The organism is Nocardia sp. NPDC005998, from assembly GCF_040614395.1.
GTDB lineage: Bacteria > Actinomycetota > Actinomycetes > Mycobacteriales > Mycobacteriaceae > Nocardia.
This window is the reverse complement of sequence record NZ_JBEXUI010000010.1, coordinates 153963-176345: the sequence shown is the minus strand read 5'-3', so window position 1 is coordinate 176345 and position 22383 is coordinate 153963. Positions and strand designations below refer to the sequence as shown.

Annotated in this window: 25 protein-coding genes and 1 tRNA gene; 13 read left to right on the top strand and 13 right to left on the bottom strand. The window is 63.4% G+C overall.

The genetic code is table 11. The annotated features are described in order from the left end of the window. Nucleotides 1–304: 304 nt before the first annotated feature. From ABZ293_RS16825 to ABZ293_RS16800, 6 genes are all read left to right on the top strand, one after another. Nucleotides 305–1186: an alpha/beta hydrolase gene (locus ABZ293_RS16825; protein ID WP_355181464.1), complete on the top strand. Its 882-nt coding sequence runs from the start codon at nt 305–307 to the stop codon at nt 1184–1186. A gap of 5 nt (nt 1187–1191) precedes the next feature. Then, complete coding sequence (locus tag ABZ293_RS16820) at nt 1192–2328, top strand: helix-turn-helix domain-containing protein (RefSeq protein WP_355181462.1); 1137 nt, start codon at nt 1192–1194, stop codon at nt 2326–2328. A 108-nt stretch (nt 2329–2436) separates the two neighbouring features. Continuing rightward, the gene (locus ABZ293_RS16815; RefSeq protein WP_355181460.1) at nt 2437–2760 is read left to right on the top strand and encodes a hypothetical protein; all 324 of its coding nucleotides are present in this window, start codon (nt 2437–2439) and stop codon (nt 2758–2760) included. Between the two features lies 1 nt (nt 2761). Next, nucleotides 2762–3229: a hypothetical protein gene (locus ABZ293_RS16810; protein WP_355181458.1), complete on the top strand. Its 468-nt coding sequence runs from the start codon at nt 2762–2764 to the stop codon at nt 3227–3229. Between the two features lie 90 nt (nt 3230–3319). Further along, a complete protein-coding gene (locus ABZ293_RS16805) occupies nt 3320–3874 on the top strand; it encodes a hypothetical protein (RefSeq protein WP_355181456.1) in 555 nt (184 codons plus the stop codon). A gap of 613 nt (nt 3875–4487) precedes the next feature. Continuing rightward, a complete protein-coding gene (locus ABZ293_RS16800) occupies nt 4488–4862 on the top strand; it encodes a hypothetical protein (protein WP_355181454.1) in 375 nt (124 codons plus the stop codon). A 172-nt stretch (nt 4863–5034) separates the two neighbouring features. Here ABZ293_RS16800 and ABZ293_RS16795 read toward each other — a convergent pair whose 3' ends face one another. The 3 genes from ABZ293_RS16795 to ABZ293_RS16785 all read right to left on the bottom strand — a co-directional run bounded on the left by ABZ293_RS16795 (nt 5035) and on the right by ABZ293_RS16785 (nt 6844). Then, nucleotides 5035–5559: a hypothetical protein gene (locus ABZ293_RS16795; RefSeq protein ID WP_355181452.1), complete on the bottom strand. Its 525-nt coding sequence runs from the start codon at nt 5557–5559 to the stop codon at nt 5035–5037. Next, entirely contained in the window at nt 5531–6181 is a 651-nt protein-coding gene (locus tag ABZ293_RS16790; protein ID WP_355181450.1) for a hypothetical protein, read from the bottom strand. The genes ABZ293_RS16795 and ABZ293_RS16790 overlap by 29 nt, the downstream gene beginning before the upstream one ends. Nucleotides 6182–6265: 84 nt before the next feature. After that, nucleotides 6266–6844, bottom strand: a complete 579-nt coding sequence (locus ABZ293_RS16785; RefSeq protein ID WP_355181448.1) for a hypothetical protein — start codon at nt 6842–6844, stop codon at nt 6266–6268. A gap of 238 nt (nt 6845–7082) precedes the next feature. On the opposite strand from ABZ293_RS16785, the gene ABZ293_RS16780 reads away from it, so the two are divergent. From ABZ293_RS16780 to ABZ293_RS16765, 4 genes are all read left to right on the top strand, one after another. Then, nucleotides 7083–8603 carry an AAA family ATPase gene (locus tag ABZ293_RS16780; protein WP_355181446.1) on the top strand — a complete coding sequence of 507 codons (1521 nt, stop codon included), beginning with the start codon at nt 7083–7085 and terminating at the stop codon, nt 8601–8603. Between the two features lie 406 nt (nt 8604–9009). Continuing rightward, nucleotides 9010–10362 (top strand): pentapeptide repeat-containing protein, encoded by a 1353-nt coding sequence (locus ABZ293_RS16775; RefSeq protein ID WP_355181444.1) that lies wholly within the window; start codon nt 9010–9012, stop codon nt 10360–10362. 419 nt (nt 10363–10781) lie between these two features. Next, nucleotides 10782–11060, top strand: a complete 279-nt coding sequence (locus ABZ293_RS16770) for a hypothetical protein (protein ID WP_355181442.1) — start codon at nt 10782–10784, stop codon at nt 11058–11060. A 6-nt stretch (nt 11061–11066) separates the two neighbouring features. Beyond that, nucleotides 11067–11537, top strand: coding sequence for an NUDIX domain-containing protein (locus ABZ293_RS16765; RefSeq protein ID WP_355181440.1), 471 nt, complete (start codon nt 11067–11069; stop codon nt 11535–11537). A gap of 21 nt (nt 11538–11558) precedes the next feature. Here ABZ293_RS16765 and ABZ293_RS16760 read toward each other — a convergent pair whose 3' ends face one another. From ABZ293_RS16760 to ABZ293_RS16750, 3 genes are all read right to left on the bottom strand, one after another. Beyond that, nucleotides 11559–12089 (bottom strand): HD domain-containing protein, encoded by a 531-nt coding sequence (locus ABZ293_RS16760; RefSeq protein WP_355181438.1) that lies wholly within the window; start codon nt 12087–12089, stop codon nt 11559–11561. 65 nt (nt 12090–12154) lie between these two features. Next, complete coding sequence (locus ABZ293_RS16755) at nt 12155–13087, bottom strand: tyrosine-type recombinase/integrase (protein WP_355181436.1); 933 nt, start codon at nt 13085–13087, stop codon at nt 12155–12157. A gap of 97 nt (nt 13088–13184) precedes the next feature. Next, nucleotides 13185–13258, bottom strand: a tRNA-Ile gene (locus ABZ293_RS16750). A 157-nt stretch (nt 13259–13415) separates the two neighbouring features. On the opposite strand from ABZ293_RS16750, the gene ABZ293_RS16745 reads away from it, so the two are divergent. Next, nucleotides 13416–13847: a nitroreductase family deazaflavin-dependent oxidoreductase gene (locus tag ABZ293_RS16745; RefSeq protein WP_355181434.1), complete on the top strand. Its 432-nt coding sequence runs from the start codon at nt 13416–13418 to the stop codon at nt 13845–13847. A gap of 2 nt (nt 13848–13849) precedes the next feature. Here the strand turns inward: ABZ293_RS16745 and ABZ293_RS16740 are convergent, their stop codons facing one another. Together ABZ293_RS16740 and ABZ293_RS16735 are read right to left on the bottom strand one after the other, a co-directional pair. Next, nucleotides 13850–13999 (bottom strand): hypothetical protein, encoded by a 150-nt coding sequence (locus ABZ293_RS16740; RefSeq protein WP_355181432.1) that lies wholly within the window; start codon nt 13997–13999, stop codon nt 13850–13852. Nucleotides 14000–14067: 68 nt separating this feature from the next. Further along, nucleotides 14068–15066, bottom strand: coding sequence for a zinc-binding dehydrogenase (locus ABZ293_RS16735; protein WP_355181430.1), 999 nt, complete (start codon nt 15064–15066; stop codon nt 14068–14070). 1146 nt (nt 15067–16212) lie between these two features. On the opposite strand from ABZ293_RS16735, the gene ABZ293_RS16730 reads away from it, so the two are divergent. Continuing rightward, the gene (locus tag ABZ293_RS16730) at nt 16213–16719 is read left to right on the top strand and encodes a hypothetical protein (protein ID WP_355181428.1); all 507 of its coding nucleotides are present in this window, start codon (nt 16213–16215) and stop codon (nt 16717–16719) included. 6 nt (nt 16720–16725) lie between these two features. On the opposite strand, the gene ABZ293_RS16725 is transcribed toward ABZ293_RS16730, so the two are convergent. Together ABZ293_RS16725 and ABZ293_RS16720 are read right to left on the bottom strand one after the other, a co-directional pair. Then, the gene (locus ABZ293_RS16725; RefSeq protein ID WP_355181426.1) at nt 16726–16866 is read right to left on the bottom strand and encodes a hypothetical protein; all 141 of its coding nucleotides are present in this window, start codon (nt 16864–16866) and stop codon (nt 16726–16728) included. Nucleotides 16867–17031: 165 nt separating this feature from the next. After that, nucleotides 17032–17463, bottom strand: a complete 432-nt coding sequence (locus ABZ293_RS16720; RefSeq protein WP_355181424.1) for a MarR family winged helix-turn-helix transcriptional regulator — start codon at nt 17461–17463, stop codon at nt 17032–17034. 97 nt (nt 17464–17560) lie between these two features. On the opposite strand from ABZ293_RS16720, the gene ABZ293_RS16715 reads away from it, so the two are divergent. Continuing rightward, a complete protein-coding gene (locus ABZ293_RS16715; RefSeq protein ID WP_355181422.1) occupies nt 17561–17980 on the top strand; it encodes a heme-binding protein in 420 nt (139 codons plus the stop codon). A gap of 26 nt (nt 17981–18006) precedes the next feature. On the opposite strand, the gene ABZ293_RS16710 is transcribed toward ABZ293_RS16715, so the two are convergent. The 3 genes from ABZ293_RS16710 to ABZ293_RS16700 form a co-directional block, all read right to left on the bottom strand. Next, complete coding sequence (locus tag ABZ293_RS16710) at nt 18007–19782, bottom strand: SDR family oxidoreductase (protein WP_355181420.1); 1776 nt, start codon at nt 19780–19782, stop codon at nt 18007–18009. Between the two features lie 215 nt (nt 19783–19997). Beyond that, the gene (locus tag ABZ293_RS16705; protein WP_355181418.1) at nt 19998–21089 is read right to left on the bottom strand and encodes a PDR/VanB family oxidoreductase; all 1092 of its coding nucleotides are present in this window, start codon (nt 21087–21089) and stop codon (nt 19998–20000) included. Between the two features lie 11 nt (nt 21090–21100). Next, complete coding sequence (locus ABZ293_RS16700) at nt 21101–22003, bottom strand: metal-dependent hydrolase (RefSeq protein ID WP_355181416.1); 903 nt, start codon at nt 22001–22003, stop codon at nt 21101–21103. Nucleotides 22004–22383 lie beyond the last annotated feature (380 nt).

Sequence of the window (22383 nt, the reverse complement as noted above, 5' to 3'; positions counted from 1 at the left end):
GAGCTGCCGCAACGGCCTGCCAGTGGTCTCAACCTCACGAGACAGCACCCCTACGTGCCGACGCACATCCACATCGGGCGGATGCTGCGGGTCGAGCACATGGACGATGCGAGACAGCGGCGGCGCCGCCAATAGACCGGCGAAACTGCGGTCGTTTTCGCGGTAGCACTGTCAGGATCTGACGAAATCGGCCGTGCGGCTGATCCTTCCGGCCTTCGGCATCGGCCGCGCCGATTTCCCGGCGTTCAATTCCCAGCAGGTCGCAGCCGCGGCCACCGGATGATTCCGCTGGAAGGAAACGACAATGACCGAGTATGTGACGCTCGAACACGGACAGCTCGCCTGCGATGTGGTCGGTGACGGACCGCTCGTGGTGCTGTCGCACGGCATGGGTACTGTGCGGCACGACTTCCGCCACCTCGTCGGCCCCCTGGCCGCCGCGGGCTATCGAGTGGTCAACGTGGACATGCGCGGGCACGGCGAATCGAGCCCCGACTGGCCGTCGGTGACCGGGAATGCTGCTATCAGCCGCACCGATGTAGCGGAGGACCTGCTGGGGGTCATCCGGCACTTCGGCGGCCCGGCAGTGATCGTCGGACACTCGCTGTCGGGCGGCTCGGCAACGATCGCCGCAGCGCAGGCCCCGGAGTTGGTGACCGCGATCGTTGAGATCGCCCCCTTCACCCGCACCCAGAGCCTGCACGCCGGAGCCCTGCTCACCAGCCGCCGATACCGCCGCGGCCTGGTCCGCCTCGCCCTCACCTCGATGATGAATTCGCTGCCCTGGTGGCGGCGGTATCTGGACATTGCCTATCCGACCAAACCCGCCGACTACGACCGATACCTCGCCGGCCTCGAGAACATCCTGCGGCACCCCGAGCGCTGGGCGGAATTCATGAAAACCGGACAGACCACCCCTGCGGACGCGCACGCCCGGTTGGCGGACGTCCGCTGCCCCGCGCTGGTGATCATGGGTTCGGCAGACCCGGATTTCGCCGATCCCGAGGCCGAGGCGAATGCGATCGTGGCCGCTATGCCGGACGGTGTGGGCCGGGTCGTAATGGTCGACAACGGTGGACACTATCCGCACGCCCAGTTCTCGGATCGTCTTGCCGCAGTCATCATCCCGTTCCTGGACCAGCACGCGGAGCGCGGCGAGAGGGTCGGCGTCGGGCGCGCCGGCTGATGTGGGTGCCCAGGCGGGACTCCCGAGTGCCATTGCGCGCGGCGATATTCCCGCCGCGTGCGGCGATGCGGGAGCCCGACTGCCGTCACGGTCACGCACTGATCGTGGCGGCCACCCGCCCTGACTGCGATGATGGCGGAATGCCCGCGCCGCGCACCATCGTTTTCGTCGCCTACGAGGGCATGCAGCTGGTCGAATTGGCCGGGCCGATGGATGTTTTCGGATTCGTCAACGCGGTCGCCGAGAAGACGAGGTACCAGCTCGTGACGGCCTCGCCCCAGGGCCGATCGATCAAGGCCGACGGCGGTCTGACCATCGCGGTCGAACACTCGCTGCATGACCTGGCCACCTCCGCTGACGAGATCGACACCCTGATGGTTGTCGGCGGCTGGATCTCCGGGCCGGTGTCCGCGGAAGTGGTCCGCGAATTACCCGCCCTGGCCCGCAAATCCCGCCGGGTGACCTCGGTGTGCTCCGGCGCGCTGCTGCTCGCCGCCGCCGGCCTGCTCGACGGCTACCGAGCCACCACCCACTGGGGTACGACCGATCGACTGGCCCGCACCTACCCTCGCGTCACCGTCGAGCCCGACCGCATCTACGTCCACGATCGCAACCGCTGGACCTCTGCGGGCGTCTCCGCCGGCATCGACCTCGCCCTGGCCCTCGTCGAGGACGATCACGGCCGCGAAATGGCCCAGCAGATCGCCCGCGCCTTCGTCGTCTTCACCCGCCGCGCCGGCGGCCAAGCCCAAGTCAGCGCCCAACTACGCGCCCAGCCCGCCCGCACCCCCGCCATCCGCGCCGTCCAACAGTGGCTCCCCGACCACCTCGACGACGACCTGGCAGTCTCCGCGCTGGCTCAGCGCGCCGGCATGAGCGCACGACATTTCGCCCGCGCCTTCCGCATCGAAACCGGAACCACCCCGGCCGCATTCGTAGAAGACCTCCGCATCGAAGCGGCCCGCCGCCTCCTGGAATCCACCGAACTCACCATCACCGCTATCGCCCGCGCGGTCGGCTACCGCCACGGCGAAACCCTCCACCGAGTCTTCACCCGCCGCCTCTCCACCACCCCCGAGCGCTACCGCCAGCACTTCACCACCAGCGCAAGCCGCACCGTGAGCCCGATGCACAACAGCTGATCCTTCAGCGACCCGTCGCACTCCTCGTCGAGTTGTCCGAGCGCCTATCGCGGTGTCTGTACAACTCGATTCCCGTGCAGGGCAAAGCGTTTCGTGGGAGAAGCCAGTATGCCTCGGCGGAGGCCGATCGCCAGTCGTCACTACCTGTCAGCTGGCCGTGAGCCGACCCGGCCGCAAAGAGACTGTCCGCCCGCAGCGACCTACACTCAAGCCGAGATAGAAGAATTCATCAACGGCCATACCGGGGACGGGAATCCAGCGACGAAACGGCCAACTGCCGCTGAAGTACATGACGCCCTGACCAATGGCACACCGGAACCGATGGGCGACGGACGTACCGCGGAGCAGGCCGAGCAATTTGTCTACAAGGGAATCAAGGTGGTTGTGAACTACGAAATGCCCTGGAAATCCACTGCCTGGAAGCTGCCGTGAGGTGATGATGCCGAAGCCCGAAGATCGTGCACGTCTTTATTTTTCCGACGATGATATAGCCGATATCAACAATAGCCCAGTTAGGTGGGGATCTGGCGAGGAAGTCAACGCGATCAGCCTGACGGACGCATGGGACGCTCATGTTGAGAAGATCGATCAAGACAGAGCGCTGCCCTGGTCGGACCGCACTGTCTGGAACGAATACGATCTCAATGCCGCTTTCATTATCCGAGATCTCCTGGAAAGTGCCATCAATAGCCTGCCTGCCCCACTAGGCGCCAAGATGAATAGTTACGTCTCTGAAGCAGACGATAGATTCACGTCTATCACGGTCGAAGATTCAGGGAAGCGCATGGCAGCGGTCGCGAACATTGACACAACCGGACGCGGGTGGTGGTGGTTCCGCGTACCCGACTCCGGTCCGATCGTTGAAGACCTGGCTCGCTGGAGCCGATTCGAGAACGAATAGCGGGCGATGCCAGGTCATGCCAACGACGGAAAACGCAACAATCAGCTCCGAGCGTCGGCATTCCGCTACCCGGGAGCAAGTGATCATCTGATGAGAATCGCAGCCCTGGCCCTCGCCGCCGGTTTGGCACAGGTGCTGCTGGCTGCCGGATGTGGGCCGGACCGGTCCGCTGATAATCGGGGGACGGCGAATACCGACTGTCGTGCTTCGTTCGACGTGCGGTCGGGTGGATCAGCACCGAGCGGTGGCTTCAGTCTTCTGACAGCCGCGAGGCATGCGGCTTCGGGTGATGTGCCGGTCAAGATGGTGGAAATCACCCGAGCCGCCGGTCTCCGAGACGAGTGGGACACCATGGTGGTCGTTACGCCGGGCATGAAAGCCGAAAAGTTGAACGAACTCGCGAATACCCCCGGAATGTGCTGGCAGAACTTGCCCGGCCCGTACAACGACGACAAGCCGACGACGGCCTACTATCTGTTCCTTCGTGGCGGGAACCCCTTGCGGGCTGCGACCTGGTGGTTCCCCACCGATGAAGAATTGGACTTCCGTTGGACCAGTACGAAAGTCGTGTACCCGGATACCGTACTCACTCCGTTCCACTCACCCGGAGCCGATCCCAAACTCCGTGTGGCTCCCGCGAATTGAGCCGAATCGGCGGATAGCGCCCGCGACGCAACGGAAAGCGCCTGATCAGGCAAGGCTTGGGACGCGCGCATGTCCGGCATGGCAGCCTGAACGATCAGAAGAACAGGATGGCCGAGCGGCAAAACGGGGACGGCCGGGGGGGCGGACTCTGCAGGATCGGCGTTCCAGATGCGGGAACCGACTTCTACTGCAAGAGGCCCCAGCCATCCAGATGATGGACACGCACGAATCTGCTCCTCCTCGATTACCTCGGCCAGTCGGCAACGCTACACGTTCCGCAATCTGCTGCAAGAAGTTCAGCTGTGGCATGCAAGGCTAAAACCACTGTGCTAGTGGCTCATTCAGGAATATTGGCGGGATAACCGGGGTCCGGTTGATCGGGTGCGTGCGGTCGGTGCTGCTGCCGAATGGAGGGTGTCGTGGCTCGCAAGCCATCGATCTTGTACGTCGAAGTTGCCCATTCCTACACCGTCCATCGCGTGACTGACGCAATATGCCGAACCAGGGAACCGACCAATACCCCACTCGCGTCTAACCTGTTGATCCGCACCAACCTTCGAGGAGGCTGCATGCGTACATTCCGTGACGCAGCGCGAGAACCGAGGAGAATGCGATGAGTACTACACCGATTCAGCCGCGGGCGCTCACCGAGCTCGAGTCCGGCGTCGTCACCAAGCTGCTGTCGTCCGGTGCCGCCGGTGCGGGCGAGTTCCTGTCGCAGATCCCGTTCGTGCAGGTCGTGGCGACCTGGGGTGTCGGTTCACCCAGCGTTGACCTGTCGGTGCTGCCCAGTGCGGTGCCGGCGTCCGGGTCGACGGACGGAATCTTTGCCAGCGGAGCGGTCACGGACCGGAACGGGGCACCTGTCGGTGAGGCCATCCTGTGGGTCGAGAACGGCAGGCTCAGCGGAATCGAGTACGCCTGGTATACGGATGAGCGCCCACGGGCGCTGCCCGAGCCTGCACGGATCGAGGTCCTGGTTCGCTGACCAGGGAGCTTGTGGGGCGGGCGGGGCTCGAACCCGCGACCAATGGATTATGAGATCAAATACTCCGAACGGTGTCCTGACCTGGCAATATGCTGCTCAGCAGCATGCAAAATTGTAAAATACATTGCTGACGGACGCTGAGCTAGCGATCTTGGCACGCTTTTGGGCAAGATCAGATCCGTTCGATCTTCCGATCGTGTGCGGCGACGGCTGCATCGCGAGGACCCACAAACCCACGCCTACGCATATACGGCAACGTGACAGGCGGCAACCCAACCTCCGCTGCAAGCCTTTGTATAGCTGCGCGAGCATACGGATGGATCACAAAGATCATATTTTCTAGAAATAGACGGTCGACTTCGGATGGGTCTGGGGCGTCACCATCAACCGCCGACACGGCGACATGCGAGACGTGGATCTCCGCAACCTTGACATCTTCTCTCGACGAATCGTCCTCAGAGGAACTAGGCAGGGCGAAGTCAACATCGTGTGTGACACGGATGAGTACCTCCCCATGGCGGAACGTGTACTTCGGCTCGTCGACGCTGATCGAAACGCTGACTTCATCCGGCAGCTCGATAGCATGGACTTCGGCTGTGAGTCGAACTGCGAGTACATCACGTATCTCGGAACGCACCACCAGAGGCTTACGCGGGACCTCCACCGAGTCAGGCACTGACGACCTCGTCTTGCTCACTCGTAGCTCCTTGCAGCTTCATGCTGAACTCGTGAATGCGCGACGGCGCCACGCGAGTATGGAACGCGATGTTTCGCAGTGCCTCTACCGCCGTCCAGGACACTTCGATGGCATGCCACTCCTGAGTCGCGTAGTCCGGCACTTTCTGAAGGCATGCCTCAATATGAGCAACCGTTGACTCATCCGGCCAGTCCACATCGACAGGAAACTCATAGGTCGCAGCGAGCCACTGTGCAACATCTGGCCACAGCCAAATCTTCGACGTGCGTGGACCCTCACCCACTGCCCCAAAAGGCGCCGGAAAGGAGCGCTCAGTCGAGCCGCTTGCCCATTTACGTACCGTCTCGCGCGAGAAGCCCGTTCGATGCGCGATGTCACTAGCAGAGACCAAGTCGCGATGAACACGCACAACCCGAGCATATGGGATGCGGCACGTCAGCAGCCTCGCGAACCGAAGTACCTCACTCGTAACGTCATCAGTGTCGGGGTACACCGTCACAGTCTGGACACCATCAACCTTCGCCCAGAGCGCCGACGCCAGATCGGAGTTCGCGATCGCTTCGAGCGTTGCCTCCCTCGTCAAGTCAACGCCCACGACCTGCAAACGCACAGATACAGACATGCAGTATCACTCCCTCCTGCAGTCGATCCATCTAGTTGACAATCGCCAACTCCACTCCATCATTACACGTCCAGGTGGACACCCCTACCCCTTTAGAGCCTTCCGCACATCACGAATTCGTTCAGCCAAGTCCGCACACCTTCTCTTGCGCTCCTTGACCTCGCGAGCGAGTGTCGGCCCCGCAGCCAGTTCCTTGCGCGCCAAGCCAACATGGTGAGCAGCTGAGTCAACCGCCGTCGTTGGCGTAGTCGGTGCACCAGGACCAGCCTGTGCTAGCGCGTCATGAATCACCGTCGTCTGCATCTCAATCTCATCGACTAGGCGACTGAAGTCATCCCAGACCGCATCGCCGGTCATCAAGGCATCCACGTCTTCAAGCAATGCCACCGCCGCCTCGGCCCTGTCTCTAGCGCACATCGCCTCCGCAGCAGCGATCAAGTTCTCAGCTTTTGCAAGCCGGTCATCTACCGCCACCAACAGGTCGGGCGTTGAGGATCCGTGTACGCAGCGATCAACCATCTGGCGCGTACTGAGCGCAACGCTCTCGGCACCCTTACCGGTAGAGAAGATCGTTACTTCGCAGATGCCCTGTTCACACCGGAGGGTGCCGAATGAGTGGCTCGAATTCTCCTGCAGCCGCCAACCGCGCGCCCGTGCGTACACAAGCGTCTCTTGCCAGCGCGGATGTGTGTGCCTCGGCCACTCATCATTTGGGCCTAACTCCAATGCGGTCTCCCTGTGCCCGGGGGCGTACCCCTCGCCACCCTACTGTGGAGCAAACCACCCACCAGGCCGACATTCGAGTGAGGTTTGTCCTGGCACACAGGATATCTCGTGTTGTCGACGAGCAGATCGCTATCCAGCGCAACGGAGTAGATAGACGACGCATACCCTCACGTCCGTGGCTTCGAACTCAACCGATCCGCGTCTCAAACGCCTCCAGACCATGCTCCGCAAGCCGGCAGACATCCAGATCTCCTCCATCGAGATCCTCGAATCCAATGTCTTTGCCGCACAAACCATTCACTTCGACCGCCTAACCGGCATAGTCGGACGGCACGGCTCGGGCAAGACACTACTGCTGCGGTTACTCGACCATGTCTTCGGGCTAGCGCCTTTCGTCTTAGGGCAGCCGGGCCTCGACGACCTCGAAGATTTCGGCGCTGCGATCGAATTCGTCGCCGACGTCACCGTGCTCCAAGCTGGCCACCCGGTCAGTCGCAGGATCGACTCCGCCAGCGACAACAAGGTCGGATGGACGGGCAGCCACCACTACCGCGAGTGGCAGTCCGACCTGCGGACCGAGTTCGCGCCGCACTTCATGTGCGTCCCCGCCATGCTGTTCCGACTGGACATGTACCGGCAAGAGTTCAATCGCGGCGGTCGCGTATTCGAATACAGCTACGACCAACACTCCCAGTGTGAATACACCGCCCAGGATCTCCGTGGGGTCAGAAACATCATCGGCCGAAACTACGCATCGTTTACCGCGCATCGCTACTGGCACAGCCGCGATGACACGTCGCCGTCATTCGACTTCGCTGCAGTTTCGGTCGACGGTGAGAAGATCGGCACCGCCATGATGAGCTTGGGAGAGGTATGGACCCACTACCTGCTGGGAGACAACAACCTTGCCGCCGACACGTACGAGCCACGGCTCGTCGACGAACCTGAATCCTTCCTCGCGCCCCGCGCTCACCGTGCTGTCGTCGATGAACTGATCCGAAATGCTGTGCGGCACAACAACCAACTCATCGTCTCGACGCACTCCCCGCAAGTCCTATCCCGATTCCCGGTATCAAACCTGCGGATGTGCATGAGAACTTCCACCGGGATTCAGGTTGCCGCGCCCACCAATTTCCGCCAGGTACGCGACGCCATCGGCATCGAAGTCGCCGTTCGCGTCGTGGTCTTGGTCGAGGATGTGTTCGCGGCAACGGTGTTCACGCTCGTGTGCGAGCAGACCGATCCGTCGCTGGTGCGGGAACTAGACGTGGTGGCCGCCGGTGGGCAGTCGGAGGTCATCGCGGGGCTCAGAGTGATGGCGTCCTCGTCCAAGATCCGATTCGTCGGGGTCCTCGACGGTGACGCACGGTCGAGCAGAATCCCGGACTTCGCTGCGGGACGGCTGTTCTTCCTACCTGGACAGCGATCCCCGGAAGATGAGCTGCATGGTCTGGCGGCCCGTGCCCCTAGCCAGCTGGCCCACGAACTCGGCTGCTCCACATGGGACGTCGAAGCAGCACTGGACTCGACCACCGATCTCGATCACCAGTACTGGCTCGGTGGGCTCGCCGAGCACTTGGGACGATCGCCGGAGGTCCTCACTCATGTGCTGGTCAAACTGTGGATCCGCGAGACGGAGGCCAGCCAGTTCAACGAGGTTGTCGCGAATATTCGCCGAATGGTCGATATCGGATAGCCGACGACCCTCCTGTTGTGGTTCCACCTCGGCCCACGACGCTCACGCGAGCCGCGCCCCCACCCGATCACACGCTGGAACTCGCGTGGTCGAAACCGCCACTGTCGCACCTGACTTGCTGCGCGCACTGAGCGCGCCCTGTCGCGTGAAGACGCCACCGGAGGTGTAGGGTCCGGCTCCAGTCCGGAATGACCCGCTCGTGCCGCGTTCGAACCAGCCTGCTTCGAGGGGGCGTGCCTACCTCTATCGCACCAACTCCGGCGCGACGAGCTAACCGTGGGCGGTCCTCGAAATCGGAAACGATCGTTTGGGATGTGCGGCCTACCGGGTGGTAGGGCGTGGTTTCGAGCAGAATCGAGTGATGCTCGGGTGGGTGAGCGCCTCTGGCGCACAGGCAAGTACGAAGATGACCGCGCTGCGCACGCGGTTGAGTAAGGACTCCCGCGCGGCGCTCGGCCGCCGCGCGAGCCGGGTACGGTTGTTCCCTGCGGTCACGGTGGCCCTTCTCGCTGGGCTGGGAGTGGCCTTCATCGCCTACGGGTTCCTGCGATGGATCACCCCCGTCGACACATCCAAGACCGCTGCAGAGATCGACGTCACCCGTGTCGCGTTGACCGTCGTTGCTGGGGTTGGTGGCGTGGTCGCGTTGGTGATCGCCTACCGCCGACAGCGTGATCTCGAGCAGGGCCGTTTCGTCGAGCGCTTCGGCGCCGCGGCCGCCCAGCTCGGGGCAACCGACGTCGCGGTCCGCATCGCCGGGGTCTACGCAATGGCCGGTGTCGCCGACGAATCCGACGGACTACGCCGCCAGCAATGCATAGACGTCCTATGCGGCTATCTACGTCTGCCCTACAGCCCCGAGCTCGGCGGCAACCACCAGACCAGACACGTGCAGAAGCGCACGGTGACCGGAGATACCGGAGAGAACGAGGACCATTTCGAGTACCGGCAGAACGACCGTGAAGTCCGTGCGACCATCGTCCGAGTCATCACCGACCATCTACGACCCGAGGCCGAATACAGCTGGTCGACAAGCAATTTCGACTTCCGCACCGCCCACCTCGAAAACGTCGACTTCAGTCGAGCCGTGTTCTCCGGCGCCGCCCATTTCGAAGAGGCCACCTTCACGGGCGGCGCGGGGTTCAACGTTGTCACTTTTGCTGATGACGCCAGGTTCGACGAAGCCACCTTCACTGGTATCGCCTCGTTCGCCAGGGCCACCTTCACCGACAACGCCGGGTTCAACGTTGTCACTTTTGCTGATGACGCCAGGTTCGACGAAGCCACCTTCACCAGCATTGCCGCATTCGGCGGGGCTACCTTCACCAGCGATGCCGAGTTCGGCGAAGCCACCTTCACCAGCAATGCCGAGTTCGCTGGAGCCACCTTCAGCGACGCCGGCTTCAACAGGGCCACCTTCACCGACATCGCCGACTTTGGCCGTGCTGTATTCACTGGCGACGCCGGGTTCATCGAAACTACCTTCGCCGGCAAGGCCGGCTTCACCGAAACTACCTTCGCTGGCGGCTGTGAGTTCGACAGAGCCACCTTTGCTGATGACGTCTCGTTCGCAAAAGTTGCTTTCATGAACTGGGCCACTTTCCGGACCACCGATTTCGGTTCCGGCCGTGTTGCTTTCACAACCCCGCGGCGGTGGGGGCCGCCACCGCCGCAGTTCGACTGGGCCGACGATGGTCATAGGAAGCCCTCCAACATAGCGCCAACAGAGTGGCCACCTGCTGTTGCAGCAGTGTCATGAATCCGCCGGACAATGTGAGTGGATCGGATTGGAGGCTCTGGAGGGTACCGGTCGCATACCTGCTCGCCGTTCAGCCGAGCAGGTATGCGACCAGATTGTTCGGCGAGCGCTATGCCGCGTCGCGACCGTTCTGGCGCTTCCACTGGAACGGAAGATCGAGGTTGCACAGTCAGAGGTCCTGACGGTCTTCCCTTACCGTGTTGACACACCGCAGCGCAATTCCAAGCGACTTGTAGAAGCGACTGCTGTCGAGCACAGCCGAGCAACTCGACGTCCTGGTTCTCGCGGGCCTGTTTCTCGCCGAGGAGCCTGAATTCACACGGACGCTACGCACGAAGACCCGCAACGGATTGAAAGTACGACTGCTGTTCGGTCGGCCGTCAGCAGCAGAGGCCGACAAACGTAGCGCGGAAGAACGCTTGGCGGTGGGCACCGTTGCCTCGCGTATCAACAATGCGCTTGCGCTTATCGAACCGCTGACCGCAATCGACGGCGTCGAGCTGCGGTACCACGACACGACGCTGTACAACTCAGTGTTCCGATTCGACAACGAGATGATCGTCAACATGCACGTTTACGGACTGCCGGGTGCGCACGCCCCGGCCCTTCATCTCCGACAGCTGCCCGCAGGCGACATGTTCGAGACATACATGACCAGCTTCGAGCATGTGTGGTCGAACGCGACCCCTGAAAGGTGATCGTTCATGAGTCGGACCGACTATTTTCACGATCCCAATGCCCCCATGCCCAACAGCATAAAAGTAGCCGTGAGTGCAGTTGTACGTGATTCACAGGGCCGAATCCTGATGATTCACCGCACCGACAACGACCGCTATTCGATCCCTGGCGGCGGACTGGAGGCTGGCGAGACGATCACGCAGGCACTAATTCGAGAGGTCAAAGAAGAGACCGGAATCGATGTCCGAGTGACAGACCTTATCGGCATATTCTCGAATCCCGATCACGTCATCGCATATGACGATGGAGAGGTGCGCCAAGAGTTCTCGATCTGCTTTCACGCCGATCCTATCGGCGGTCACCTCCGTACTAGCTCGGAGTCGAAGGAGGTCAGATGGGTTGCACCGAACAATATTTCGTCTCTGAACGTACATCCCTCGATCGCACTTCGCATAGAACGAGGTCTAAGTTCCACCACAGGAACGTATTTCACGTAACAGCTAAATTCAGGGGCCTCATCAACCGCGCAATAGCTTCTCGGTGCGCTCGGCCGCCTCGATCAGTTCGGGTGCAGCATCCACCAACGACCTGGACACAACATGGTCCGGGCCGTAGCGTTCGCGAACCTCGGCAACGCGACTGCGCACGTCCGTAGTCTCTCCGGTCGGGGTCGTCGTCATATCCGCCCACCACAGGGCGTCACGTAGGGCTGTCTGCTCGTCCGGCCAGTCGATCTCGATGTCGCGGTTTCGCGCTTCTACTCGAGCGCATGAATGATTGGCGACGAGAGCACACAGTCGCGATGAAGCACCCTGCTGCCGCAGGAACTCGGCCCCGTCGACGGGATGGAACCCGGTTCGGCAGATCGACGGCGCGTAACCGATGTCGTGCAGCCACGCCGCGGAAAGCAGCAAGTCGGAGTCGTCCACAATGCCCGCGGCCTGCTGGGCATGCTGCACGACTCCCTGCACATGCTGCCATCGTCGCGCCAGACCGATGAGGTGATCCTGCGCTAGCTGCGCCGCCCAGGCGACGAGATCGTCGGACATACCGCTAACGGTAACGCCCGACCGACAGACTCGAAGCGTGCCACCGGACGTTCCAGCCGATGCACCTACAGCTTGTCTCCGAGCCGTGCCCGTCGGTGCGCAGACTTCGCCCGACTGTCCGCGACGGCTGCTCCATACCGTGCGAGCATCTGCCGCGACCGCCACCCGGCGAGCATCATCAGGTCTTGTTCCTGGCCACCGCTGTCGAGCCATGTGTGCGCGAAGAAGTGTCGGAGCTGGTGCGGATGCAAACGCTCGATTCCGGTGGCGTCGCACCGACGCTCGAGCATCTGCCGGATTCCGGAATCCGTCATCTGGCCCTTGTACCCGAGCCACAGCGCAGGGTTGTCGTTCTTCGCACCTGAATGCTTCGCCCGGACTCGGAGGTACCTCCGTAGCGCCGTCCGCGTCTTGTCGCCGAACGGGCACGTCCGAGGTCGGCAGCCCTTGCCGATCACCAGCACGGTGTTCTCATTGAAGTCCAGCGAGTTCACCTCCAGTGGTGCGAGTTCGCCGCACCGCATCCCGGTATCCGCGAACAGCCGGATGATCGCGGTGTCGCGACGCGCGTTGAAATCGGTACCGTCGCACTCGGCGAGAAGAGCTTTCACCGCATCCATGCTCGGTACTGGCACTTGCTGATCGGGGACCGCCGGCGGGCTCATCTTGTCGAATGGATTCGCCTCGATGATCTCTTCCGCCGCGAGGTACTTGAAGAATTGTTGCAGCGATCGGTACTGGCCGCGTGCGTACTCGGGCGACAGCGGCTCACCAGTGCGCTGATTGGGCCGCGTGAGCAGATCCTCGATGTAGCCGCCGACGTGAGCGCGGGTGATCTCCGGCGCCGCGGTCGGCAGCTCACGCTGCTCGAGGAAACTGGCGAAGTACCTGATCCGCGTGAGGTAGCCGTCGATGGTCTGCTTGCTCCGGCTCTTCCGACGCAGCTCCGTCGCGAAGTCCTCTGCAAGCTCTCTGATGTCATCCAGATCCATCCCCATGCCCAGATTCTACCGGCGAAATACATTGCTGTCGGAGCGTTGTTCTGGATCAACTCGACTGTCGCGATCAGCGTTTCCGCTGATAGAAGGAGGTTTGTGGGGCGGGCGGGGCTCGAACCCGCGACCAATGGATTATGAGTCCACGGCTCTAACCGACTGAGCTACCGCCCCGTGTGCGGTGGATACCGACAGCGTTGGGATGGTACCGAATGGGTGGGGTCGGACACCACTCGGATACCGCGGAACGCGGCGGCGGGGTGCCGGGGCGGGCGGGCGTGGCGCGGTTAGGGTGGGGGTGTAACCCCGGAACCAGGCTGGAGGGTCGGTTGTGGCGAGTGTGTTCGCGAATGTGCTGAAGGTGCATCAGTGGGTTTACGAGAACAGCGGCGGGGTGGTGGGGCATCGGCTGCTGTTCGGGAATCCGACGTTGTTGTTGCGGACGGTGGGGCGCAATACGGGGCAGCCGCGGACTTCGGCGCTGACCTACGGGCGGGATGGAGCGGATTATTTGGTGACCGCGTCGAATGGCGGATCGCCGCGGCCACCTGGTTGGTTGGCGAATGTAAAGGCGAAGCCGGAGTGTGAGATTCAGGTCGGGCGGCGCAAGCTGGCGGTGGTTGCGCGGGCTACGCTGCCCGACGATCCGAACTACGCGCGGCGTTGGGCGATTGTCGACAAGGTCAATCAGGGGCGCTACAGCGCGTATCAGAAGATGACCAAGCGGCCGATCGCAGTGGTGGTGCTAACTCCGGTCGGCTGAGTTCAGTCGCTCTCCCAGCGGTCGTAGTCATCGTCGACATCACCACGGTCCCAGCGTAATTCGTCGCGCGGCGGGCGACTCGCCAACTGCACACTGAACGCGACGAGACCCAAGACAGCGAAGATGACAACAACGATAATCAGTATTTCCACGCGGGCACCCTAGCGCCGAACCAGGGTGCGTCGCACTGTTGGTGAGACATGTTGTCTCGGAGGGTCGTTCAGACCGTGAGAACCGTGCGTCCGATGGCGGTTCGAGACTCGATCGTGGCGTGGGCGCGGTCGGCCTGTTCGAGCGGGAAGGATTGGCCGATAACAACTTCCAGCCGTCCCGCCACCGCCTCGGCGAGCGAACGTTCGGCCAACGCGTGCCAATCGATATCGCCGTTTGCGGTCAGGTCGAACAGACCGAGCACGCCAATGTTGCGTGCTGCCACCGCTTCTCGATCGAAATCGGCGAATTGTCCTGCGGCAGCTCCATATCCGATGAATCGACCGCCAATTGCCGCAGCATCCATGGCGCCAGCGCCCAATGCGCCGCCCGCCCCGTCCAATACGACGTTCGCGCCCTTTCCTCCGGTCGCGGCGCGCGCCTTCGCCGACCAGTCGGGCTCGGAGTAATCGATGACAGCATGTGCGCCGAGTCGCGACGCGAGCTCGAGTTTGGCGCTGCCGCGCGCCGCGGCCACCACATTTGCCCCGGCCGCGCGGGCGAGTTGAATCAGCAGGGTGCCCAATCCCCCGCCCGCCGCCGTGATCAGCACCCATTCGCCGGGCTGAATGGCGGCCCGATCGAAAACGGCGAGCGCCATCTTGCCGTCATGGGCGAGTGCCACCGCCTGCGAAAGACTCACCCCATCGGGCACCGGCACCAGGGTCTCGGCCTTGGCAAGGGCCTGCTCCGCGTACCCGCCGATCGGCTGCCCACCACCGATGCCGCTGGCGGCGGTCTGGGTGGTGACGCGCTTGCCGACCCAACTCGGGTCGACATCCGCACCCACCGAAGCGACCACCCCGGCGACTGCTCCGCCTGGCACATAAGGCGGTTCGATCTTGAAAAACTCTGTGCCCCAACCGCTTCGAAGCTGAACATCCAGGAACATCACATCGGCCGCGGCGACATCGACGACCACCTGCCCCGGCCCGGCCACTAGTCCGGGCACCTCCCGTACCGAAAGCACCTCGGGCCCACCGAATTCCGCAGCGTGCACAGCGCGCATAACAACCTCCGACATTTCTCGCTCGATCCGACAGGGACCAGCCTGGAACCTGAAGCAGAGTTGAGGTCAAGCCGTACGGGGATGATTACGCTACGGGCGGAAATATGCTCAGCCGGGAATCGAGCTCGCCCGACGCGCCAACAATCGCAGGGCGGGCTGGCGACCGACCACACACGCCATTTGAGACCCGCCCAACCCAATGGAGATCCCCCACCAAAACAGCAGCCGGGCGCACGATCACAGCGAAACCCATGGCTTGGAACGCGAGAGCCCGCCACCAGTTCCACCCTGAACTTGGTCACCGCCAGGACAGAGCGCGCAGATCCCGAGTATGGATGTAGCTCTGGAACAGCGGATCATGATGCGCGACGGCACCACGAGTCAGGAACCGCCTCCGCCGCAACTGCTTCCGCCTCCTCCGCAACTGCTTCCGCCTCCTCCGCAACTGCTGCCACCACCGCAGTTACTGCCACTACCGCCGCCACAAGAGCCTCCATCGCCACAGCTACCGCTTCCCGAGTCATTGCTACCGGTATCCCCCGCCGCCCATGACGAACTGGACCCACTGAGCCACCCGGCTCCCCGATGGGGCCGACTCGACCAGTTGGACGCCAGTGCTACGAAGGCCGCGACACCGCCCATGATCACGACGGTTATCAGGACGACCAGAAGCAGTGCTGTCATTCAGGAACCTCCCCCGCCACAACTGCTCCCGCCACCACAGCTGCTGCCCCCACCACCGCAACCACTGCTACCGCCACTACAACTGCTGCCCTCGCCGCAACTGCTGCCGCTGCCACTGTCATGGCCGTGACCATGACCGTGGCCATGCCCGCCACTGCCGGGGTCATAGCCACCGGAGCTCCCCGACTCGAACCCTGCGGCCCCGTAAGCCCACGGCGAGCTGTCGTTCTGGCCGAGGTACCCGCGCCGACCCGGCGGCAATGGCCTTCTCGTCGCTCGCGTGATCAGGACCGCGATCAACACCGCGACGCCACCGCCGATCACGAGAATCGCCAGCAGCACAACGAAAAAGACCTGCATTCCCGAATGGTATCCCCGCACCTGCATCAGAGCCTGCGGAAAAGCAGCAATCTTCACAGTACTTTCGCTCGGCATTCCCAGATCGCCGTACAGTAAATCGTGGTGCTTTTGCGTCCTGGAAACCGTGCCCGCCGGATCGACCTCAATGCCGTCGACAAAGCGGTAGCCGCACTCGAGTTCCCCGATGCGGTCTTCAAGACCAGCCCGTGGCAACCGCGTGAGTTGGTGGAGACCGGTTTGCGGCAGTGGTTGCGTTGCTGCGGCGCCGCGATGCGTGACGGTCAGGTAGTCGGAATGCCGTCACATGCGGTCGACGAGGCTTGGCACGGCTTCATCCTGTGCACCCAGATGTATGCCGCATTCTGCACCGCCGCCTACGGCCGATTCCTCCATCATTTTCCGGAAGGCGTATCGACGCAGGGCAATTCGCATGGCTCCATGGCTGAACAACTCGGCCGCACGGTGGTCGCCTGGTCGATTGTCGCCGAGCCCGGCGAGAAGTGTGTGCTCTGGGATCTCGACAGCGCTGTCGGCGTCGAGCATCCGTGGGGAATCGGTGCCGGGCGAGTAGCGGCCATCGAAGCCGAACTCGCCAGGACGCCCTTGTGATCCGACTCAGGTGAGCTCGACCCGCGCGGCGAAGAACCGCACGATCGCCGGAGCGAACTTGTTGAACTGGTACTGCAACCGCGCCTCGGGCGTAACCGGAACGATGCTGCGATCACGCTCGACCGCGCGCACGATCTGCGCCGCCACCTTCTCCGGCCCGTAGCGCCGCGCCCGGTACAGCTTGTCGTATCGCTCCGGCTCAACTCGGCACTGACGCCCGAAAACCTAGTGGTGGCAATGATATTGGTGTGCACAATGTCGGGCCGGATGATACAGATAGCACCAATTTCCGGCGCGACCAGCGTCGACGACCTAGTCGAGGGCGCGGCTGAGCAGCGCTGTGAGTTGCTCGCGCTCACCAGCCGACAAGGAGTTCAGCAGCTTGTCTTGAACCTTGGCGAGTGTCGTATCCAGCTTTTCGAGCCGTCTCCGGCCCATGGGAGTCAAGGTGATCAGGTTGCGGCGCCGGTCGGCCGGGTCCGCGGTGCGCGCGACGTGCCCCTGTGCGGTCAGCTCCCTGAGCATGGCGTGCATGTCGCTCTGGTCGATGCCACACCGTTGGCCGATCCGTACCTGGCTGTCCGGGCCGAACTCGTCGAGGGCGGCAAGGATCGCGAAGTGGTAGGCGCGCCCGTCGACTGCACCCATCGCTTCGCCGATGAGCCGGTGCGCCCGCGCCGCGGTTTTACTGATCAGCCAGCTCGGTTTGCAGCGCAGGCGGGCGGGTGTCTCCTCCAGCTCCATGCATGAAGTATAGCCAATCCCTTGGTCTTTCCCACGAATTCGATTACTCTTGGCCCTGCCAAGCTTGGTCGTACCAAGGAATATGAAAGGTGGAGGGATGTCCATCACTTCGAAAGAGGCACGGACCGCCAGCGCCCACGTTCGAGAACGTGCCGCAGAACTCGGCGCCCGGGTCACGGTCGCGATTGTCGACGGCGGCGGGCACCTACAAATTCTCGATCGCATGGACGGCGCGCCACCGCTGTCGGCTCGCATCGCCCCGGCAAAAGCGTCCAGCGTTGCATTGTTCCATCGCGACGGCGGCGAGTTGGTGCGTCTTCAGCAGGCCTGGCCTGCACTGTTCGCACAGATGGATCAGGTGGCGGGAACGCCCATCATGGCGGGTGCAGGTTCTCGGCTGATCCGGCGCGGCGATGCCGTTGTCGGCGCAATCGCGGTCAGCGGCGGCATGCCGGAGCAGGACGACGAGTGCGCCGCTGTCGGGCTCGCTTCCCTGTCGCTCCCGGTGTCGACTTAGTCGCCCCGGTCAGCGACCGGCGTGCCTCAACGGACGAGCTTCACCCGGGCCGCCAGGGAACGGACCATGCCGGGAGCGAGGCGTTGGAAGTGGTATTGCAGCCACGCTTCCGGCGTCACCGGCACCACGTCACGGTCGCGTTCGACGGCGCGCACGATCTGCTCGGCCACCTTGCCCGGGGTGTAGCGGCGCATCCGATACAGGTTGTCGTAGCGCTCCCGCTTGCGCTTCTCCTCGTCGGCACTGACACCCGAGAACGTAGTGGTGGCAACGATATTCGTGTGGACAAGACCCGGGCAGATGGTGTGCACCGAGATGCCGCGCCCGGCCAGTTCTGCACGCAGGCAATCGGAGAACATGAACACCGCCGACTTACTCGTGGAGTAGGCGCTGAACCCCTGCTGCGGACTGTAGGCGGCCATGCTGGACAGGTTGACGATATGCCCGCCGAGTCCGCGTTCGGCCATCGCGGACCCGAAGGCCCGGCAGCCGTTCACCACACCGCCGAGATTGATCCGCATGACCCGGTCGAACTCCGCCGACGGCGTATCGAAGAATCCACCGGCCTGCCCGATTCCGGCATTGTTGATCAGGATGTCGGGCACGCCGTGCACGGCGAGCACCTCCGCCGCATGCGCGTTCATCTCGTCCGCATTCGCGACATCGAGCTGATAGGCGTGCGCCACACCGCTTTCCGCGCCGATCAGCTCGGCCGTCTCCTTGGCCGCGTCCAGATTGATATCCGACAGCACGATTTCCGCGCCGAGCCGGGCGAACGCCAATGCCGTTTCCCGACCGATGCCGCTGCCGCCGCCGGTGATCACCATGAGCTGATCCTCGAACGGCCGTCGGCTGCGCCCGATTTCGGCGCGGCGCAGCGCACGCGGCGTCACGCGGCCATTGACGGCGTCGATGAGTTCGGTGGTCGCGGTGGCCAGCAGTTCTGGATGGGAGAAGGGCATCCAGTGCCCGGCGGGCACATCACGCCGCCACAGCCGCGAAACCCATTTGTGCTGGTCGTCATAGCCTGCGGGCCGCACCGCGACATCGCGCCCGGCGACGATCAACTGCACCGGTACCTCGGTGTGGCGCTCGCGCGGAGCGAGCAGCCGCGGCAGGATATTGGCCCGGTAGATGAGCAGACCCTCGACCGCGTCGCGGCGGAAGGTCGGGCCGAGAACGATATTCGACGGCGCGGTGTCGTTCATGATCGACACGATGCGCTGCCAGCGCTTCTCGTGCGCCACCACCCGGAACACCTGATCGAGTCCGGGCGTCATGGAGAAGACCGTGTACCCCGACGACAGCGCTTGCGTGAGCGGCTGCCACAGATTGCGCGGGGTCGGCCGGGACAGCCTGGCACGCAACCACTTCGCGAGGTGGTCGAGATTCGGCCCGGAGACCGAGGTGAACGAGGCAACTCGCGCGGCGGCCTGCGGTTCGCATACCGCCTCCCACACCTGCACCGAACCCCAGTCGTGCGCGAGTACGTGCACCGGCCGATCCGGACTGACCGCGTCGGCGACGGCGAAGAAGTCGCTGGCCAACTCTTCCAGGCGGAAGTCCTTGGCGCGCCGGGTGCGGGTGGACTCCCCATGGCCTCGGGTGTCATAGGTGACGACGTGAAAGCGTCCGGCCAGCAGCGGCACCACCGCATCCCAGAGGTGATGGGTGTCGGGCCAGCCATGCACCAACACAATGGTTTCCGCGCTCTGATCCCCGTATTCGAAGACGGCGATATCGAATTCGCCGCTGCGCACCGTTCGCCGCGTCTCGGCCGAAGCCAGATCGGTAGTCGTCATCAGACGTTTGGCGCGGTGACTCCCTCGTCCACGAGGGTGAGCAAGCGCCGTCCTCCTTTCGAGGGTTCTTGTCGGTGGTGTCGGATAGGTTGTCGACTATGGGGAGGTGGTGCGGTACAACTATCGGCTGCGGCCGGGCAGTGTCGCGCAGCTGACGCTCGGCTCCGTCGTGCGCGAAGGCGCACTGTGCTGATGGTTCACTCGCTGACGCTCGGTCACAGATCGAGCACCAATCGCCCACCCCGCGACCGTGATACGCAGACCAGCATCTCCCCCGCCTCGTGCTCGGCGGCGGTGAGGACGGTCTCGCGATGCTCGGGTTCGCCGGACAGCACCCGCACCTTGCAGGTACGGCAGAAGCCCTGGCGGCAGGAATACGGCCGATCCGGGCGGCTCTCCAGAATGGTTTCCAGCGCCGACTTGTCCGCGGGCACCTCGACAACCGCACCGGTGGAGGCGAATTCGATCTCGAAACGGACACCGTCCACGATCGGTGGCGGCGAGAAGCGCTCGGAATGCAGTTCCACACCGGGCATTTCGCGCACCGCGGCGGCGACGGCGGCATTCATCGGCACCGGGCCGCAGCAGTACACCGCGGTATCGCCGGTGACACCGGCGAGCAAGGTCGCGGCATCGGGAAATCCGAATTCGTCATCGGTGCGCACGGTGGCCCGCTCCCCGAATCTCGCGATCTCGTCGAGAAACGGAATCGTGTCGCGGCTGCGCCCCGTGTACACCATCGACCACTCGATACCGAGTCGCATCGCCAGCCGCGCCATCGGCAGAATCGGGGTGATCCCGATTCCCCCCGCAATGAAATGCAAACGGGTGGCGGGTGATCCGTGACCGGGCACGGCGAACGGAAAGGCATTGCGCGGACCGCGCACCATGATCCGCGAACCGACCGGCAGCTCATCGTGCACCTCGACCGAACCACCGCCACCGTCCGGGATGCGGCGCACCGCAATACGATAGGCACGGCTATCGGCCGGATCGCCGCACAGCGAATACTGCCGCAATCGACCCGACGGCAGCTCCAGATCGAGGTGCGCGCCGGGATGCCACAGCGGAAGTTCCTGCGCGTCAGGCGATTCCAGCCGCAGACTCACCACATCCTGATCATGTGCCTCGATCCGGCGTCCGGTCACCACCAGCGGCAGCCGGTGATCATCGGCCCGCGGCGACAGATCGCGGCGGTTGATGATGGTGGTCCAGCGCAGCCGCGCCGAGGCGACCGCGTCGAGCACCCGGACCGCCCGATCCTGATCACGCCTACCGAACAGATCGGCGGGCAACTGCTCCGGCATCGGCCGCCAATTCAAGACGCAACCGCCTGTGCCGCAGGGGATTTGGCCAGGTATGCCACCGCCTGTGCCGTCGATCCGACCGATTCCGGGTTGTAGCCGGGCTGGAATGTCGTCAGCGCGCTCCACAGCAGCGAGGGCACGCCGGGCAGCGCACCGCGCCACATCGAGCCGAAGACCTGAGCGATCAATCGCGGATAGCCGAGGTCGGGCAGTGCGGGATCCCGATGCACCATGAATTTGGTGCCGCGAACCACGAGCGTGATGAAGATCGGAAAGACGATCGTCATGATCGCCGCGCGGCGGATATAGCCCGCGCCGAAGTAGACGGCCACATCGTGCGCGACGTGCCGGTGCTCGACCTCCTCGGCACCGTGCCAGCGGAACAGATCCGCCACCCGGGGGTCGGCGCCGAACTTCTCCAGATCGGCATTGAGCACCCAGTCCCCGAGATAGGCGAAGAAGTGTTCCAGACAGGCGATGAACGCCAGCCGCTCCACCATCACCTGCCGCTGCGCCACCCCGTCGACATCCTTGGGCCCGAGCGACTTGCGGAACAGGTATTCCGCCTGCCGCACATACGGTTCCGGATCGATACCGTTGGCAGCGAGCACCTCGTGCAGCACCTTGTCGTGCGTCTCGGCGTGCATGGACTCCTGGCCGATGAAGCCGAGCATGGCCGCACGCAGCTTCTCGTCCTTCACATACGGCAGCGCCTCGGAGTACGCGGCGCAGAACATGCGCTCGCCCTCCGGCAGCAACAGGTTCAGCGCGTTGATCAGATGCGACGCAATGGGTTCCGCGGGCATCCAATGCAAAGGAGTATCCGCCCAGTCGAATCGCACATTGCGCGCATTGAGGGCAACCTCGCCGGGATCGACGTCCGCCCGCTGCTGTCCCCTACGAAGTAGCTTCATCGATACTCCTCGATCTCACCGGCCGCGCCACGGCCCGCAACGAGCCGAAACCGCGACGTTGCCTACCTTCCTGCATGGCCGTAGCAATGATCATACACATATATGAAACCTCTGGTAACACACATATGCCCAGCAGACGCCGCGCCCCGATCTCGATCACCATAACCGCACCATAGCAACCAACTTGAACACCGTTCAAGCTACGTAAAAGCAGTCTCCACTTCATCCGACCAGACCCACGTCACACATGACCGCCCCACCTTCAACAGCCGACCGCCGATAAGCCGAGCGGCTTCTTCACCCCAAGACCCCCCGATCGAACTGCCACCGCCCCCACCGCCACCCGATCGCCCCCAAAACGGCACCACTCCCCCATCAGC